Origin of the sequence: Rhodococcus sp. IEGM 1318 (assembly GCF_033142465.1) — a bacterium.
Taxonomy (GTDB): domain Bacteria; phylum Actinomycetota; class Actinomycetes; order Mycobacteriales; family Mycobacteriaceae; genus Rhodococcus_F; species Rhodococcus_F qingshengii_B.
This window is the reverse complement of record NZ_JAWLSC010000002.1, coordinates 507,456-523,566: the sequence shown is the minus strand read 5'-3', so window position 1 is coordinate 523,566 and position 16,111 is coordinate 507,456. Positions and strand designations below refer to the sequence as shown.

General features: G+C 60.2%; 12 protein-coding genes. 7 read left to right on the top strand and 5 right to left on the bottom strand.

Features of this window, described 5'->3' with window-relative positions:
* The first annotated feature begins 153 nt into the window (after nucleotides 1–153).
* Nucleotides 154–1,068, top strand: a complete 915-nt coding sequence (locus tag R4P65_RS06740) for a hypothetical protein (RefSeq protein ID WP_317825905.1) — start codon at nucleotides 154–156, stop codon at nucleotides 1,066–1,068.
* 11 nt (nucleotides 1,069–1,079) lie between these two features.
* Nucleotides 1,080–1,658: a hypothetical protein gene (locus tag R4P65_RS06735; RefSeq protein ID WP_317825904.1), complete on the top strand. Its 579-nt coding sequence runs from the start codon at nucleotides 1,080–1,082 to the stop codon at nucleotides 1,656–1,658.
* A gap of 94 nt (nucleotides 1,659–1,752) precedes the next feature.
* On the opposite strand, the gene R4P65_RS06730 is transcribed toward R4P65_RS06735, so the two are convergent.
* Together R4P65_RS06730 and R4P65_RS06725 are read right to left on the bottom strand one after the other, a co-directional pair.
* Nucleotides 1,753–2,127, bottom strand: a complete 375-nt coding sequence (locus R4P65_RS06730; RefSeq protein WP_317825903.1) for a hypothetical protein — start codon at nucleotides 2,125–2,127, stop codon at nucleotides 1,753–1,755.
* 54 nt (nucleotides 2,128–2,181) lie between these two features.
* Nucleotides 2,182–3,306: a hypothetical protein gene (locus R4P65_RS06725; RefSeq protein WP_317825902.1), complete on the bottom strand. Its 1,125-nt coding sequence runs from the start codon at nucleotides 3,304–3,306 to the stop codon at nucleotides 2,182–2,184.
* 201 nt (nucleotides 3,307–3,507) lie between these two features.
* On the opposite strand from R4P65_RS06725, the gene R4P65_RS06720 reads away from it, so the two are divergent.
* A complete protein-coding gene (locus tag R4P65_RS06720) occupies nucleotides 3,508–3,687 on the top strand; it encodes a hypothetical protein (RefSeq protein WP_317825901.1) in 180 nt (59 codons plus the stop codon).
* Between the two features lie 57 nt (nucleotides 3,688–3,744).
* Here R4P65_RS06720 and R4P65_RS06715 read toward each other — a convergent pair whose 3' ends face one another.
* Complete coding sequence (locus R4P65_RS06715) at nucleotides 3,745–4,959, bottom strand: pentapeptide repeat-containing protein (RefSeq protein WP_317825900.1); 1,215 nt, start codon at nucleotides 4,957–4,959, stop codon at nucleotides 3,745–3,747.
* 396 nt (nucleotides 4,960–5,355) lie between these two features.
* Between R4P65_RS06715 and R4P65_RS06710 the strand changes: the two genes are divergently transcribed.
* The gene (locus R4P65_RS06710) at nucleotides 5,356–5,904 is read left to right on the top strand and encodes a recombinase family protein (protein ID WP_317825899.1); all 549 of its coding nucleotides are present in this window, start codon (nucleotides 5,356–5,358) and stop codon (nucleotides 5,902–5,904) included.
* Between the two features lie 402 nt (nucleotides 5,905–6,306).
* On the top strand, nucleotides 6,307–10,005 hold the full coding sequence (locus tag R4P65_RS06705; protein WP_317825898.1) for a P-loop NTPase fold protein: 3,699 nt from the start codon (nucleotides 6,307–6,309) through the stop codon (nucleotides 10,003–10,005).
* A gap of 297 nt (nucleotides 10,006–10,302) precedes the next feature.
* On the opposite strand, the gene R4P65_RS06700 is transcribed toward R4P65_RS06705, so the two are convergent.
* Together R4P65_RS06700 and R4P65_RS06695 are read right to left on the bottom strand one after the other, a co-directional pair.
* Nucleotides 10,303–12,135 carry an APC family permease gene (locus tag R4P65_RS06700; RefSeq protein WP_317826135.1) on the bottom strand — a complete coding sequence of 611 codons (1,833 nt, stop codon included), beginning with the start codon at nucleotides 12,133–12,135 and terminating at the stop codon, nucleotides 10,303–10,305.
* A 94-nt stretch (nucleotides 12,136–12,229) separates the two neighbouring features.
* Nucleotides 12,230–13,441 (bottom strand): DUF2254 family protein, encoded by a 1,212-nt coding sequence (locus tag R4P65_RS06695; protein WP_317825897.1) that lies wholly within the window; start codon nucleotides 13,439–13,441, stop codon nucleotides 12,230–12,232.
* A 117-nt stretch (nucleotides 13,442–13,558) separates the two neighbouring features.
* Here R4P65_RS06695 and R4P65_RS06690 point away from each other — a divergent pair, with 117 nt between their 5' ends.
* Entirely contained in the window at nucleotides 13,559–15,925 is a 2,367-nt protein-coding gene (locus R4P65_RS06690; RefSeq protein ID WP_317825896.1) for an arylsulfatase, read from the top strand.
* A gap of 47 nt (nucleotides 15,926–15,972) precedes the next feature.
* Complete coding sequence (locus R4P65_RS06685; protein ID WP_153211511.1) at nucleotides 15,973–16,110, top strand: hypothetical protein; 138 nt, start codon at nucleotides 15,973–15,975, stop codon at nucleotides 16,108–16,110.
* The last annotated feature ends 1 nt before the right edge of the window (nucleotide 16,111 follow it).

Sequence of the window (16,111 nt, the reverse complement as noted above, 5' to 3'; positions counted from 1 at the left end):
GTAACCGCCCCATGCAGCCTAAGCGGTAGCGTCCATCGGCCGGACGATACTGTGACACGGTCGGCATGGAGCGCCTAGTAGAAGTGCCACTCGTCGAAGAATTCACGACTATTAGCTTGGAGCCCTCGGCGCCAACGCTGTCAGGAGGGCCGCATGGCTGAGTGTTTCTACTGTGGAACCGACGAGAAGCTCACTCGTGCCCACTTATTTCAGCAGAGAATTCGCGAAGCGATCCCGAACGAATCCGAGGAGGTGACGATCGCGAGAACGAGTGTCAAGTCGGGAGGCATTGAGCGGAACCTTCTTTTTCCGGGCGATGTTCGTGAGACCCACGTGAAAAACCTCTGTACTCAATGCAATTCGCGTTGGATGGAACCTATAGAGCAGGCGGCCGGACCCATCCTGGAGTCAATCATGCAAGGTGGGGGATTTCCACCTCGAAGTGATTTGTTCAGGCTGGCTCACTGGTTCACAATCGTCGCAGCACTCGCAACGCAGACGAGCGGCCAGTTCGACGTGCCGGTCGAGCACAGACGCGCAATCAGGTTTACGAGAACAGGTCAACCTCTAGACTTCGGAACACACTTCATTTTGACCGCGGACACCTATCCAGGTACGCAGTTCGACTTCATGCGTTTTGAGATCGGGCAAGATGCGAAAGAACCCGCAGTGTCCTGGTTTTGCGCCTTACATGTCGGGCCGTTGGTGATGATTTCCGGCGAGTTCACGGTCAACACGATGATCGGTCGCGAACTGCATCAGTCGAGATTCCAGAGTTACCTCAGCACGGCGTCAAGCAACCTTCTCTACATTCCTCATGCAATCCGCACAGGTCAGTGGAAGTCCACTGGCGGGTTGTTGGTGCAGCCCAGCCACCATGAAACCCAAGAGATGTACCGAACTGTGGCTGGACGTGATGTGAAGTACGTCGACACCCATGGAGGCCCGTTGGTGTCCATGGACGAAAGGACATGGTTCCATCCTGAGGGGTTCGACATGGGTGAAGGCCTGGTCGACGCGCGCGCCTCTCTTGATCTGAGCTACTTGGACGGCGTTTTCGAGTCGTAACGGAGCCTCGTATGGCGACCGAGGATGCCGCCGCAGCACCTTTGCTAGGCACCCCTCCGCCGCCCCGCAGTACGGTCGGCACCGTGCGTATACCTCTCTCCGAAGCCGTGGATCGCTTCAAGCGTGAGCCAGGAGCTCCAAGCAACTCCTACGACTGGTACCGGAAATGTGCGAGCCGCGACGGAACAGTCTGGTTCGGCGGTCCCCGCATCGCCACAGTCAAGCAGGGCCGGCGATGGATGGTAGATGAGGCCGACCTCGAGGACGCGCTGCTCAAACACCGTGGGCAACGAGCCTACGTAGACCTGATGACAGCTGAGTACGACTCGCGGATCCTTCATTCAGGCACCGTGCTCACCATCGGTGGCGGGTACTGGGTGAAAGGCGGCTTCCACTTCATTTGGAAGGATATCGACGGTGCTCACCAGCAAAGTAGTGGCTTCTGGCGCTGCAACACGTGCTGGGCCGCCTCTGCGACTGAGCGCAACCGCGAGGAGTGCCACCGCTGTCGGGACTGGAGTCCGTGTGGCAATGACTGCACGCTCAGCCGGATCTACTGCTCCACCTGTGGTGCGTCCCAGCCGATGTAGGCCCTGTTCGGCCGGCCGGCAGGACGGACCGAGAGCCGAATGGTCGCTCGTCGAGGCCACGGCAATTTGCGTAAGTGACGCGATACGCGACTAGTCACTCGGAAATCGGCTCGATTTCAAACTCGAAATCAGCGGCTCGAAACGTCACAGCAAAAAATCGCAAGAATTCATGACCGAGAAGACCCGGATTCGCACCCCAGTTATCCGCGAATCCGACCCTAGCTTCCCAAGTGAAGGGTTCGCCTGGTTCTTGTGGATTAGTCACAAACGGAACTGAAAGTTGGAGTGTGACGAATCTTATTTCGGCGGTGCCTCCGCCGACGTTGGAATACCCGATTTCCGCGTCAGTGAGGTCAACTCCTGCCGCGTATGCCAATTCTGAACCAAATATTGTGTTTAGGGCACCCGTGTCTAGAAGCCCGTTTGTTCTTATCTCCTGTTCGTCGCCGGTGAAGCTCACGTCGACCATCGGGCGGCGGGTTCCCTCCGGAGGAAGGACGAAGTATGGGAATGTATTCACGCGTCAGAGGCCCACCGGGTTGAATTCAGCTTCAGCTGTCGTGCTGGGTACGCGCCAAATGGTTCCGCGCTCTCCCAAATCCCGCAAGGTAGCCGCTACCTCTGCGGGGGTAGCTCCGCTGGCGAGGATGCGCGCACCGGCATGAGCAATCCATTTACCAGCGTGTTGACGAAGGAGGTCAACTGACGGTTGTGTCATTGCGTTGTCGTCGATGCGGCGTGGTGGTGACGTAAGGGAGACCTCAAAATGATTGTCCTCGCCAGGAATAAAACGGACTTCGTCTCCCTCGTCACCTTCGGTGACTGTGTCGACAACTGCCTTGAGGGCATACGTTCCGGTCCCTAAGGCCAATACGTGATCGCTGATCTTAATCTCGACGGGTGCGGTCATTTCAAGGAGGGCGCCGTGCGCGCCCTGCGCGGTATCGCGAATCGACTGACCTGATCCAGGGGTGGTATTAAAGATGATATTTGACCAAGTTCCTCGACTCTTCTTTCCATCAAGAAGGCTTATTCCGCGAACGATCTCTTGGAGATCTTCGGGTGTTATTTCATCCGGCATCGGAAACTCTTGTCTGGCATGCTGCTGGAGACGTGCCAACGAGCGAATGGTATTTGCCAATCCGCTTGAAATGGGGGATTCGTCGTTTTTCAGAAATTCTGTGAAAGGCAGTATCTTGCTCGAACCGGGGTCCCTGAGGCCGATGCGGTTTCCGGGCTGTAAATTATCGAGAAAATCGACGGCAGGCAAAAGATCGCGAGGAATGGCACTCGGGTTTAGTTTCACTTCCATGTGCAATTGGGAAGTGCTCTTACGGCGGTCCAATTCCATTGAAACGAGGATTGATCGCGATAGATCATGACCGCTAATCGTTAAGAAGTTGAATGCTTCGTCCTGCAGTCGGCCGGTCAGGTTGATATCAAGTTGTGCGAGTACCTGGTCATTTGAGTCGAGCGCAGCGAGTTCAAGACTCTCTCTGATTGCTGCTGCTGAGATGTCCCACTTGCCGTGTGAGACGAGGTGGGAGGTAGCGAGGGCGAGCCAAGCGTCGACAGCCCGCGAGTACAGTCCGCTGGCCGTGTCGGGGTTCTCATCGTCTGTGAACTTGATCCCTTCTAGCTTGCTCATGACCTCCATAAACGCCCAGCCTACTTCGGCGAGCACAGTGGAGCGTGCTTGCGTTCTGGCTGATCACAGTTGGTGATTACACGTGCCCATAATCGACCGATTGATGGACACTCGCCCCTTCTCCGATTGATGGACGACCTTGGCGACGTCCAAATGTCACGGGCGGGTCGGTGCTGGCATTCGACAGGCAGGATGGTCCCCATGAGTGCACACGCAGGCCTGCTCCTGGCGGTCGCGATCCCCGCCGGCGGCCTGGCCGTGTTCACGCTGGTCTTCTTCCTGCTCGGCCGCAGGATGCGGCGGCTGCGTCGCGAAGGCCGTGTCACGTACCCCGCGAAGACCACGCCCGGCAGCAACGACTTCTCCAGCAACGTCACGTGACCCCCTCCGAGCGGCCCTGAACCCACCGAAATTGAGACAGACAGAGCGTGCGTCACTCTACTGCTCTTCGCGCGAAGCGGGTGGGGTGAATCCCAGAGGCCAGCTCGTCGCGGAGGTGTAGTAAATGCCGGTCAGGTCCGCTCCGGGCAGGTCTGCTCCGGCCAGTTTCGCGCTGGTCAGGTCTGCTCCGGCCAGTTTCGCGCGGGCCAGAACCGCGCCCGTCAGATTCGCGCCGGCCAGGGAGGCGTCGATCAGATTCGCGCGGTTCAGGTTCGCGCCGATCAGGTTCGCGTCGATCAGGTTCACGCCGGTCAGGTTCGCGTCCATCAGTTGCGTGCCGGTCAGGTTCGCGCTGGTCAGGTAGGCGTTGATCAGTTTTGCGCGGTTCAGGTTCGCGCGGTTCAGGTTCGCGTCGATCAGGTTCACGCCGGTCAGGTTCGCGTCCATCAGTTGCGTGCCGGTCAATTTCGCGCCGGCCAGGGAGGCGCCGGTCAGGTTCGCGCGGGCCAGATTAGCGCCGGTCAGGTTCGCGCCGGTCAGGTTCGCGCCGGTCAGGTTCGCGTCCATCAGTTGTGCGTCGATCAGTTGCGTGCCGGTCAGGTTCGCGCCCTTCAGGTACACGTCCTTCAGGTACGCGCGGTCCAGGTTCGCGCCGGTCAGGTCTGTATTGGCGGGCGAACAGTCGAAATCTTTCCAACTCTTGTGGTCGGAGGTCTCCAACATCGACCGTGTGTGGAGGGTGAGGAGGATAGTTTTGCGTACTTCCAACTCCCCGGTGTCTGGCAGTCCGTCGGCGACCAATTTAGGGGTGTGAGTGTTGGGCGTGCGTAGGTACGCACAGAGGAGGTCGATGGCGACTTGTTTCTCACTGTGTTCGTTCTGTTGCTGCCAGTCATCGGAGAGGGAGGCGAGGGCATAGACGCCGGCAAGTCGGATGGCGGCGGAATCGTGGGCTAGCTGTTCAGCACAGATGGTGTAACGGGATCGTAAGTCGCGGATCACTTCTCGTTGGTAGGTGCGCTCGAACGTCGTCGACTGTTCCGCCAGAGCTCGCTCGGCCTGTTGGCGCTGTTCCTCGAATTGCGCCTCATGCCTTGCTTTCTCCTCCGCCGCAACAGCTCGTGCGTGTTCGAGTTCGGTCTGCGCGTGAGCGAGCGCCGCTGCGGCAGTTCTTTCGGCGCTGATGCGCGTGTTGTGGGCAGACCGGAAAGTGAGGACACCGGCGCCGAGAACACCCGCGCCGCCCAGAACTGTTGCGATGGGCTGCGCCACCCCGGATTCACCGGAAAAGATCGCAAACCCCGACACGATGAACAGAGCAATGCTCACTGTCATGAGTGCACTACCTGCGAGAAAGCCAACCCGCGTACCGCGTGATCCAGACGAAGACGAAGGAATCGGAGATTCATCGACTGGTGAATCTCCGGAGGGAGCGCCCGCTGTTGTCATTCGAATATTGTGCGTCGCTGACGGCGAGTAGGTAGGTACATCACTCCCGGCTTGCAGCAACTCGCCATTTGAACGTCTCTCAAACGGCCGTTTCTCGCACACGAAACCCCACCGATCACTCAGGCAAGTGACCAGGGCAGGGGAGTGTTGCAAAAACCTGTCTCAAACCTATTGTCTCGAAACGTCGCTTGTCGGTGAGTTCTGCAACACTGTGCCCTTGTGAGCGACTTTTTGGGCTACGCCAGGGTTTCAACCACCGACCAGAACCCGGAATTGCAGCAGGACGCACTGAATGCGGCCGGCTGTTATCGCATATGGACCGACAAAGCCTCAGGAGCGAAGACCGATCGCCCCGAGCTGGCCGCCGTCATGGACGCCCTACGTCCCGGTGACACACTCGTCGTGTGGCGACTCGATCGCCTCGGCCGCTCGCTCCCTCACCTGATCGAAACGGTTACCGAACTCGAAGCGCGAGGGGTGGCGTTCAAATCGTTGACAGAAGAGATCAATACGACCACGCCGGGCGGCAAGCTGATCTTCCATATCTTCGGCGCCCTAGCGGAATTCGAGCGTAACCTCATCCGCGAACGCACAATGGCAGGACTCTCCGCGGCTCGTGATCGCGGCCGCGTCGGAGGCCGGCCATCCTCGCTGACCGCAGCGAAGAAACGGCAGGCGAACAAAATGCGCGGCGATGGCGTATCCATGACCGAGCTTGCGGAAGTTTTGAACGTCGCCCGCAGTACTCTATATCGGGACTTGCAGTGAGAAAACAGCTTTGACATCAATCGGCGGGCTCTCGGCTCCGCGAAATGCTCACTGAACTGTTTGGCAGGGTTGCGTTGCAACTGACCAGAGGTGCGCCTATGTGTCAGCTGGAAACTACTCCTTACCGAATTTTTTTACGGGGAGTCAAAATAGACTCGAATTTTCACGTTTCCGCAGGTCAACCCTGTAGCGGAAGGGGAGTGTGCTTGTCCGGGCGCGATGACCAAATGCACTCCGTAACCGCAGGAAAAGCTACTGCGGCGGTTTCGCGAAGCGGCCCCGATAAACTAAGCCAGCCATGCGATATGTAGGCGTCCGGCGTGTGCGGCTTCGAACTGCGCACGATCCGTAAAAGATAGACGAGCTGCAATTCCACTCTTCAACAATTGACGGAGCGCATCCATGTCGCGAGAAACTGCCAAGCAAACGGGGAAGCCCAGACTGCACCTCGACGACCTATTGGATGACCGCGAACTTGCGGTCGCGAAAGATGATCGTCTCGCGCACGCGGGGATCGTTGACCAACTTGCGGTCCTCGCTACGACAGTAACGATGCCTTCCAATATCGCCCTGTACGGGCCGTGGGGGTCAGGGAAGAGCGGAATTGCCAACCTGCTCAAGAACAAGATCGACGGGCACAGTGATGTTCGCTGCGTACGGTTTGATGCGTTCAAATACGCTGACGTGCCGCTACGGCGGAACTTCATCAGCGCTGTCGCTAGCGAACTCGGATGCAAACAGTCCAAGTACCACGAGGACCTCTACAGCGGCCGGACCAAGACCGAGATCAAGGTTCCGACAACCACCATCATGAAACTGCTGGGCGTCTTCGCGTTGTTGCTTCTCGGTCTCACAGCGATTCTCGCGGTCGTAGTGTCAGTCGTTGCCTTCGGCCAGAGCCGCATCGGGGCACACTCGGACTTCGGGGTCGAGTTCAAGTCATTGTCCAAGCAGGTCGTGCTGGCGGGTCTTGTACCGGCCACTCTGCTCGCCGCGCTGATCACGTTGGCGAGCAAGACGTTCGGCGTCGATCACAGCCTTGCGAAGCCAGACAGCGACGAGCAGTTCGAGAAAATATTTAAGGACTTGGTCTCTGCCGCGGGAGCCAAGCGTCTCGTCGTCTTCGTGGATGAACTCGATCGGTGTTCGGCCAGCGAGGTGGTTACCACCCTCGATACCATCCGGACGTTCCTAGGCATTGACCGGTGTGTCTTCATCGTGGCTGCAGACCAGAACGTGTTGGAGGGAGCGCTCACCCGAGCTGCAAAGCAGGACACCCCGGCCGACGACACCAACCCGTACTACAGCACCGGCAGCGCGTACCTGGACAAAGTCTTTCAATACCAACTGAGCCTGCCGCCGCTACTGACTCAAAGCGTAAGCAAGTACGCGACAACGCTCGTCGAAAACCGCAAGGGTTTGTGGGCAGAGGTCAACCGCGAGTATGTGCTCTCGGTCCTCATCCCCACCCACGTCACTAGCCCCCGACGCGTCAAGCACCTGCTCAACACGTTTGCGCTGACCTATCGGCTCGCTCAGGAACGTCACAATTCAGATCTCCTGGCAGAGGATCCGCGTACGAACGCGGCCGCCCTTGCGCGACTGGTCTGTCTTCGAGTGGAGTTCCCGCTATTCGCCCGACACCTCGAAGTCGATGCCAACCTTCCGGCACTCGTACTTCAGCTAGTGCGGGACAAGGACGCGAAACTGCCTGCCGGAACCTCGGACCGCGCCAAAGAAATCGCCAGGTCGTACGCACTCGAGAGCGCCGCCCCCAGCATCGTTCTTGTCGAGGACGAACCGGACGGTGATGATGAGGCTGATCACCGTGCGACTCAGATCGGCAAGGCACACAACAAACAACTGCTCAACTACCTGAGCCGGACCCGCCAGGTACGGGGTCCGTCCCGGGACATGATCTACATGCAGAGCACCGGAACAGTCTTTGGGCTGGACGGTGAACTTGCGCTCGCGGTCGAGCGCGCTGCGGAAGATGCGGACATCGAAACACTGCAACGACACCTCGATGGGCTCGACGAAGTTGCGCGGGAAGGGGTCCTGCTGGTCCTGACCAACCAAATCCGGACAGGGGCCGGGCTCGCCGGGCCGAATGCCGCACGGTCTTTCCTCCTGCTCACCGAAGAAAACCCAGCCCTTCCCGTAGCCAAAGTGGCAGACACCGTCGCCGAAGCTATCTGCGTTCTGGACGACGACACCACCGACTTTCTCGACGAAGACACGGCGGCGAGTGCATGGGCACTCACCAAGGTTGGATCCGAGGCGAGCGCGCCCGCACTGCGCCGCCGTGTCATCGCAGCGATCACGCGCCCCGGCTTCACGGCACCGGACTTCTTCTTCCGTGACGCGGCACTCGCACTCGACGCCGACCCCGCGACCGTTGCCAAATATCTGTCCGCTCGCATCGTGTCTGAGTTCGGCCCTACAACGATCGCTCGCCTCTTCGAACTCTCCGACGATGACCTCCTCAAGGTCATCACCGCCATGCAGACCCGGATTTCCGCACTTGTTAGCGAAACGGAGCAAACCCATGCCGAATGGGTCGCCGAGCAGAGGGCAGCGGCCGATGCAACCGCAGCGACAACGACGACAACCGAGGAACCCGAGCCCGAACCTTTCTCCCCGAAGGCGGCGCTTGATGCTCTCGCGGACAATGCCGGCACGCGGGAAACACCGCTCCAGCATGTGGTCCTGCGTCTTCTTCTGGAAATCGACGCGAGAGACGCTCGCGATGCCGCGCGCCGGCTGCTCAGCAAGACCGAGCCCACCAGCGAAACCGCCCTTGCAAGCAGCATCCTCGAAGCAACCCGTAAAAGGCTCGTCGGCGGCTGGAATAACTGGCTGACCGGCATCGCCCCCTCGGCAATAGACGCCACCCACGCCGAGCCATTGAAGAAGCTTGTGGTGGAGGCGTGGAGTAGTGAGGCAGACCTGGATGTCATCCACTCCGCCCTCGACGCGCTCGCGCCGCTTACTGCCAACTTGCCTGACGGCAGCACCCCAAGCCTGAACCCAGACGTGCTCGAAGTTGTCGAGAACCACGTCACCACTACAGAAGAAGCCAGTGAACGCCGAGACGCCCTCGCACGAGCGCGGCTCTTCGCTTCGGCAGGTGTCCTCGACTTCGACCGGGTCCTTTTGGCTGTGGCACGCTCCCTGCAAGACACTCTTGCGGAGACGCTCGAACCGGTTGCTGCCGACGACCCGCTGTACCGGTATCTAATAGACGACGGCACGGAGGCCGTACGCGTGTCCGCTGACCAGCTGGAAGACCAGGAGGTTCGAGGGCTACTGGCCGAAGCAGCGGAGAGCCCATGGCTCGATGACCTCGGACACGTCGCCATGCCCCTCGCCCTCGCTCAGGCGATCGGGCCTATTCACGTGCACACCACCGATCTGCCAACAGTCCAGGTCATGGTCGACGTCGCCTCCAACTACGAACAAGCGGCTGTCCACGCCGCCGCACTTTGGTTCGACTTAACCCATCCGGACCCCGATGACTTCGCAGCCGTATACGAACCCCTGCGACGAGCCGGCGCCTACGCACCCGAGCTCAGGAATGCAGCCAACGAGGTGCACCGAGGATGGACAGCGGAGCAGCACCGCGCGCTACTCGACAAGTACCTCGCCGAAGCCAAACCCGATACCCCGGACAACGCGGTGCTGGACGTGCTCGGCCTCGCCACCGCGGACGAAACCCAGGTCGCTGACCTCCTCATCAGCCGCTTCTCAGCCGCAACGAACAACGCCCAACGACAGGCCGTAATTGCTTTATGGGACAAAGCGGAAATCAAGGACAATGCGGTGCGACGTCGACTAGTCGAGACGATCGTCTACGGGCTTCTCGACTTAAAATCTACGAGCGGCAACGTCGGGGCAGCCGAGCTCGCTCTCAACGCCCTCAACAGCGTCGGCAACCCACTCCCGCCGCGCATCAAGGGCGCGCTAGGCAAGCGCGTCAAAAACGCAGTGGCCGGTACCAAGAGTTTGGAAGACAAGGCTCTCGTCGTGCTACCAGCCCTCGGCTACGACACCACGACGACCTTCTTCGGAAGATCTAAACGCGTCCGTTATGACGACTGACCCGAAGGCAGTTCGCTGCGTCTGCGTCCGCTCGTTCACGATTGGTGCCTTTCGATACACGACGAACAGTCGTTGCCCGGCACTCGGAAATTCCCGAGTTGACCGCCAAGGCGATCCGCAACCAGCTCGGAATGGCCGAGCCACGTCAGGGAAAGGGCAAGAAATGAAGGTCAAAGCACACGCGGTCCGATCAGGCGACTGGTGGTCGGTCGACCATGGCGTTGATCGGGATCTCGGCATATGGGCTAGTCCCGGTGGCACTGGCATGTTGTTCGGGACCTCGCTCTGAGCGTCTGCTCATGCGCGCAGGGCTGGATCGTGGTGAGCCGGATCGATCCGGACCGGAATTTGGCACACCACGGCCTCGGTGTGTTTGCGCAGTGCATGAGCGATCTCATCGGTCCGTTGGCTCGGGAGGAATCGGTGCCATCTGGTCGCCGGGTCGATGGTGGCGACGACAACAAATGTTTCTCGGTGAGGGAAGTGTGTGCGGATGTATCGAGCGAGGGTGTTCCCCACGGAATTCTCGGTGTCCTCGATGACGATCAAACGCGAATTCGGGTGTCGGGCTTGCCATCGGCGGGTGAAGTCCGTCGTCGATTCGTGGGCCAGGCAGACTCGAATTGCGATGGGCTGCGAAGACATTGCCGTTGCCGCGGCCATCGCGCGGGTGGAGAGCGACGTAATTTCGGACACGGGTACTAGGACCGCTGGTTTGTATCCGATAGACAGAGAATCGTTCTCACCCTGAACGGTTAACCGCGTACCGATATGTGTGTACGCACCGCGGATGCGTTCCATGCCGAGGACGAGCGCAGGGAGCGCGAGAGCGATCAACCAGGCGCCCTCGGTGAACTTCATGGCGGTAGTCACCACTGCTGCGATCGAAGTCAACGCAGCCCCGAAACCGTTGAGCGCTAGGCGCCACTTCCAGCCCGGTGTCCGTTCAGTGAGCCAGTGGCGCACCATGCCGAACTGCGCGAGCGTAAATCCGATGAACACACCGATGGCGAACAGCGGCACCAAGGTGTTCATGTTTCCGCCGGATCCGATGAGCAGGAGAGCACCGACGCCACCGAGCGACAAAACGCCGTACGTGAAGACGTCGCGCGTCGACTTCCGGCTGAAGCGGTGCGGGAGCACGTTGTCGTCGGCGAGGATCCGCATCAGGTTGGGAAGTCCGCCGTACGAGGTGTTCGCGGCCAACGCCAACAGAATCACGGTGGAGAATTGGACGACGTAGTAGCCCACACCATTTCCGAGGGCAGCGGAAGTGAGTTGCGACAGGACCGTTGTTCCAGGGACCGGGGCCAGCGAGAACTTCTCGATCAACACGGCAAGGCCGATCAGCATGGTGCCCAACAGGATTCCCAGAGCTACTTCGGCACGCTGAGCGCTACGCACGCGAGGCTTCTTGAAACTGGGTACCGCGTTGGCGATGGCTTCGACACCGGTCAATGCGGCGCAACCACTCGAAAATGCCTTGAGCAGAAGGAGAATGCCGATCGTGTGTGCGTTGTCGGCGAGGAAGGGAGCCGTGGCGGCGGCAGGGTTTTCCCGAAGTAGTCCGGCACCGATCACCGTGAAGATGCTGACGACAAAAACCACGGTGGGCAACATGAATACCCGCGCGGAATCTGCGATGCCCCGCAGATTCAGTGCCGTGATGCCGCCGAGTATCGCCAGTGCGATCCAGACCGTATAGGGAAGAAGCGCAGGGAAGGCGGAGGTCAGAGCCGCGACACCGGCTGCGATCGATACCGCGACGTTGAGGGTGTAGTCGACGATCAACGATGCGGCGGCAGTCAGGCTTGCGCGAGGACTCAGATGCTTCTTTGCGACGGCGTACGCGCCACCGCCTTCGGGAAATGCGGCGATCACCTGGCGATACGACGCCACCAGGACCACAAGCAGCACGGCGATGGCGATCGTCACCGGCACGGTGAAGCCGATCCCCGCGCCGCCGGCGAGGGCCAACACCAACACGATGGCCTCTGGACCGTACGAGACCGAGGCCATCGCGTCGAGCGACAGACCCGCCAGTCCGGTTGCGACGGAGAGCTTTTGCTTCTCAGGTTCGCCGCCGGCGCGGGTGGTCGACGATATGACTCCACGGTGTCCGAGTATCACTGCATGTCTCACCGAGTCAGTATCGATACTTCCCGTTGAGCTGAGACCGATCTTGACGATGCCTTGACGCGATGGCCCGTAAATCTGTACGGGTTCACAACGGGGGTTCGAGTCGAGGGAAGCCTTGTGACAGCTGATCAATCCAGCGGGCGCGCGTGGCGAGAATATCGCGGTTCCGAGACTCCGATTGGGCGGCGACGTGCGAAAGTAGGTCGCGAAGTCGGCCCAGAACGAGTGGTGAGTTCGATGCCGAGGCTATGACGTCGTCCAGTCCGGTTCTGACGAAGGTCGTGAAGTCGGGTAGCGGAATCACCACACGCAGATCACCACGCTCGTCGACGGCCCGGATCGAATCTGCGCGAACGGCGGCCACCAGAGAGAGGAGGTCTTCGATCTCGTCCAGAGCCTGCACGGCCGTTGCAGGATCGTTGATAGCGGGTGAGAGCGCTCTGAGCGCGATGTCAGCCAACAACCGAATCGCGAGTAGGGGGTCCTGGGTGAAGGTCCGCTCACTCCCACTGACCAAGGCGTCAAGGATCGTGTTGGCGGGCATGGGTCCGCCGTAGACGTCGGCGAGCGGCAATCCGTCTCGCAGCGTGCTACCCGGCGACACTCGGAGGACCACCATGGATCGGCAGTTCCGAGTGCTCTGCAGGAGATCTTCGACGAGGATCTGTTGCAGAACGGCCGGCGGTCGATGCCACTCGATAGTCGTGATCACCGGAAGTGTTGGTAGAGGAGGCAACTCCCGATCGGTGGTGGGGTACACGGCGGCGAAGACTGCTCGGCCACGACTCGAGATCGAGGTCAGTACAGGAGCCAACTGGATGGCCGAGAATGCGCGCAGCTGGAGCAGCCTGATCAGCGTCAGCGTGGCTAAGAGCGCCAGCACTGCGAGACTTGGCACGACCACGGACACATCCGTTTCGTTGCTGATGGCGAGCGCTGCCGTGATGTCGAAAACCGACTGGCCTATGGCGAAGGCAAACGTCCGCCACACGATGGGGTCGTCGCGGAACAACAACAAGCGAGGAGTGAAGGTGGTCGCGGCCCACTGGACGACGAGGAACAGTAGCGAGAAGATCACTGCGACTACACCCAGTAACCCCAGCCCGAGTGCAACGAGCATCTCGCTGACCTGACGGGCGGGAATCATTGGGCCGCTACGTAAATATGGCATCGCCAGTCCGGTAGCCAGTCCTACGACGACGCACAGGATCTGGGTCAGGCCGGCACGCACACGGCGCCGGGGGATGAGGAAGGCATGCCCTATCGGGGTGGGAGCGAAACGTCCGGGCTGATCCACACTTCAAGCCTCCACGCTGCGGCATTGGTGCGCCTTCACCCGAAACGGATGATGTCGACGTCGTGGTGATCCTGAAACGCTTGAAAGAGCCATGTGAGAGACAGAAGGCGAGACGTCATGACGGATCCGACAGGCCCGAGCCGCGCTGTACTACCGATTCCGGATCGACAACATCTTGGTCTGGTGACGTACGACGCGAAGGATCCGGACACCGAGTTTCCGCCGATCACTCCGCTACTACCGCCGGCCGGGGCACCCAATGTTCTGGTGGTCCTGTTGGACGACGTGGGATATGGCGCCAGCAGTGCCTTCGGCGGACCAGCGGACACGCCGACTGCTGAGCGATTGCAAAGTAATGGGCTCACGTACACGCGGTTTCACACGACTGCGCTATGCGCGCCGACCCGCGCCGCTCTGCTGAGTGGGCGCAACCACCATTCGGTCGGAATGGGTTCGATCACCGAAACCGCGACCTCGGCTCCTGGCCTTTCCGGTCTGCGCCCGAATACCAAAGCTGCATTACCGATGACGTTGAAACTCAACGGATACTCGACAGCGCAGTTCGGCAAGTGTCACGAGGTACCGCCGTGGCAAACATCCCCGGTAGGGCCGTTCACATCATGGCCGACGGGAGAAGGCGGCTTCGAGCACTTCTACGGATTCATCGGCGGGGAGAACAACCAGTATTACCCGGCGCTGTACGAGGGCGTCGCGCCTGTCGAGCCGGACAAGACACCGGAAGAGGGCTACCACCTCACCGAGGACCTGGCCGACCACGCCATCGACTGGGTTCGGATGCAGAAATCCTTGGCTCCGGACAAGCCGTTCTTCGTCTACTTCGCTCCCGGCGCTACCCATGCGCCACACCATGTTCCGAAGGAGTGGGCCGATAAGTACGAGGGCCGGTTCGCCGGAGGTTGGGACGCTCAACGCGAGTCGATTCTCGAGCAGCAGAAGCAGCGGGGAGTCGTTCCCGCGGATGCGGTCCTCACCCCGCGCCCTGAGGCCATTCCGGCGTGGGACGACATGAGTGAGGAATTGAAGCCTGTCCTCGAACGCCAAATGGAAGTCTATGCAGGATTTCTCGAACACACCGACTTCCATGTCGGACGGCTTGTCGATGCGATCGAAGAACTTGGAGCTCTCGACAACACCCTCGTGTACTACATCATCGGGGACAACGGAGCGTCCGCAGAGGGGACGATCAACGGAGCCTTCAACGAGATGGCCAACTTCAACGGACTCGCCGCCATCGAGACGCCCGAGTTCATGGCGGAAGTGAAGGACAAGTTCGGCACCAAGGACGCGTACAACCACTATTCCGTGGGGTGGGCGTGGGCAATGTGTACGCCGTATCAGTGGACGAAACAGGTTGCGTCGCATTGGGGTGGCACTCGCAACGGGACGATCGTGCACTGGCCGGCAGGGATTCGGACCAAGGGGGAGACACGGTCGCAGTTCACCCACGTCATCGACGTTGCACCGACGATCCTCGAGGTCGCGAAACTACCGGAACCGACCATTGTCAACGGCGTCCAGCAATCACCCATCGAGGGGACCAGCATGGTCTACACCTTCGACGACGCCGAAGTCGCCGAACGTCACGATCTGCAGTACTTCGAGATGGCCGGCAACCGTGGGATCTATTACAAGGGTTGGAGTGCGGTCACCAGGCACAGCACTCCGTGGCTCTTCGCGGAGACGCTCCCCGCTCTCGACGACGACGTGTGGGAACTCTACGACGGGTCGCAGGATTGGACGCAATCCCAAGATTTGGCCGCCGAAATGCCGGAGAAATTGGCTGCACTGCAACGCTTGTGGTTGATCGAAGCGGTCAAGTACAACGTACTTCCGATCGACGACCGTAGGTTCGAGAGGTTCAACCCTCACATCGCGGGGCGTCCGCAGTTGGTATCGGGGAACAGGCAAGTTCTGTTCCCCGGAATGAAGCGACTGAGCGAGCACAGCGTGCTGAGTATCAAGAACCGATCGTTCAGTGTCACAGCAGCTGTCGACGTCGCGGATGGCGTTACTGCCAACGGTGTGATGATCGCGCAGGGAGGCAGGTTCGGCGGCTGGGCGCTCTACGCGCGGGAAGGCCGTGCGAAATTCGTCTACAACCTGCTCGGCATGACCGAGTTCGTCATCGGTTCCGACGTTGACATACCGGCAGGATCACATCAGATCAGGGCCGAGTTCGCCTACGACGGAGGTGGACTCGCGAGGGGCGGCGGGGTCACGATCTATCACGACGGTCGGGAAGTAGGCTCGGGTCGCGTCGAGCAGACCCAACCGATGGTCTTCTCCGCGGACGAGACCACCGACATCGGTGACGACTACGGCATGCCTGTCAGTGTCGATTACAGTGGCGCAACCACATTCAACGGCCGTATCGACGTCGTGCAGATCGATGTCGGTGACGACGACCATACCCACCTCATCGATCCGGAGGAGGTGGCGCGAGTGGTGGTGTCCAGACAGTGATTCCACAGGCACGAGCAGCAGTCACAATCTCCTGAGGGAGGGGCGCAATGCCGACCGTCATCCGAACCGTTCACGATCTGGTCCGCCACGCGCGCGGGCCGACGCACCATCACCACCATCAATCCGTGCACGAGGCACGGCGAATGCGCGCCCACCACATACTGGTCACGCATTCGCTCGCCTGAT

Coding starts and splice junctions, on each gene's coding strand:
- R4P65_RS06740 (WP_317825905.1), top strand. CDS start 154: ATGGCTGAGTGTTTCTACTGTGGAACCGACGAGAAGCTCACTCGTGCC.
- R4P65_RS06735 (WP_317825904.1), top strand. CDS start 1,080: ATGGCGACCGAGGATGCCGCCGCAGCACCTTTGCTAGGCACCCCTCCG.
- R4P65_RS06730 (WP_317825903.1), bottom strand. CDS start 2,127: ATGGTCGACGTGAGCTTCACCGGCGACGAACAGGAGATAAGAACAAAC.
- R4P65_RS06725 (WP_317825902.1), bottom strand. CDS start 3,306: ATGAGCAAGCTAGAAGGGATCAAGTTCACAGACGATGAGAACCCCGAC.
- R4P65_RS06720 (WP_317825901.1), top strand. CDS start 3,508: ATGAGTGCACACGCAGGCCTGCTCCTGGCGGTCGCGATCCCCGCCGGC.
- R4P65_RS06705 (WP_317825898.1), top strand. CDS start 6,307: ATGTCGCGAGAAACTGCCAAGCAAACGGGGAAGCCCAGACTGCACCTC.
- R4P65_RS06690 (WP_317825896.1), top strand. CDS start 13,559: ATGACGGATCCGACAGGCCCGAGCCGCGCTGTACTACCGATTCCGGAT.
- R4P65_RS06685 (WP_153211511.1), top strand. CDS start 15,973: ATGCCGACCGTCATCCGAACCGTTCACGATCTGGTCCGCCACGCGCGC.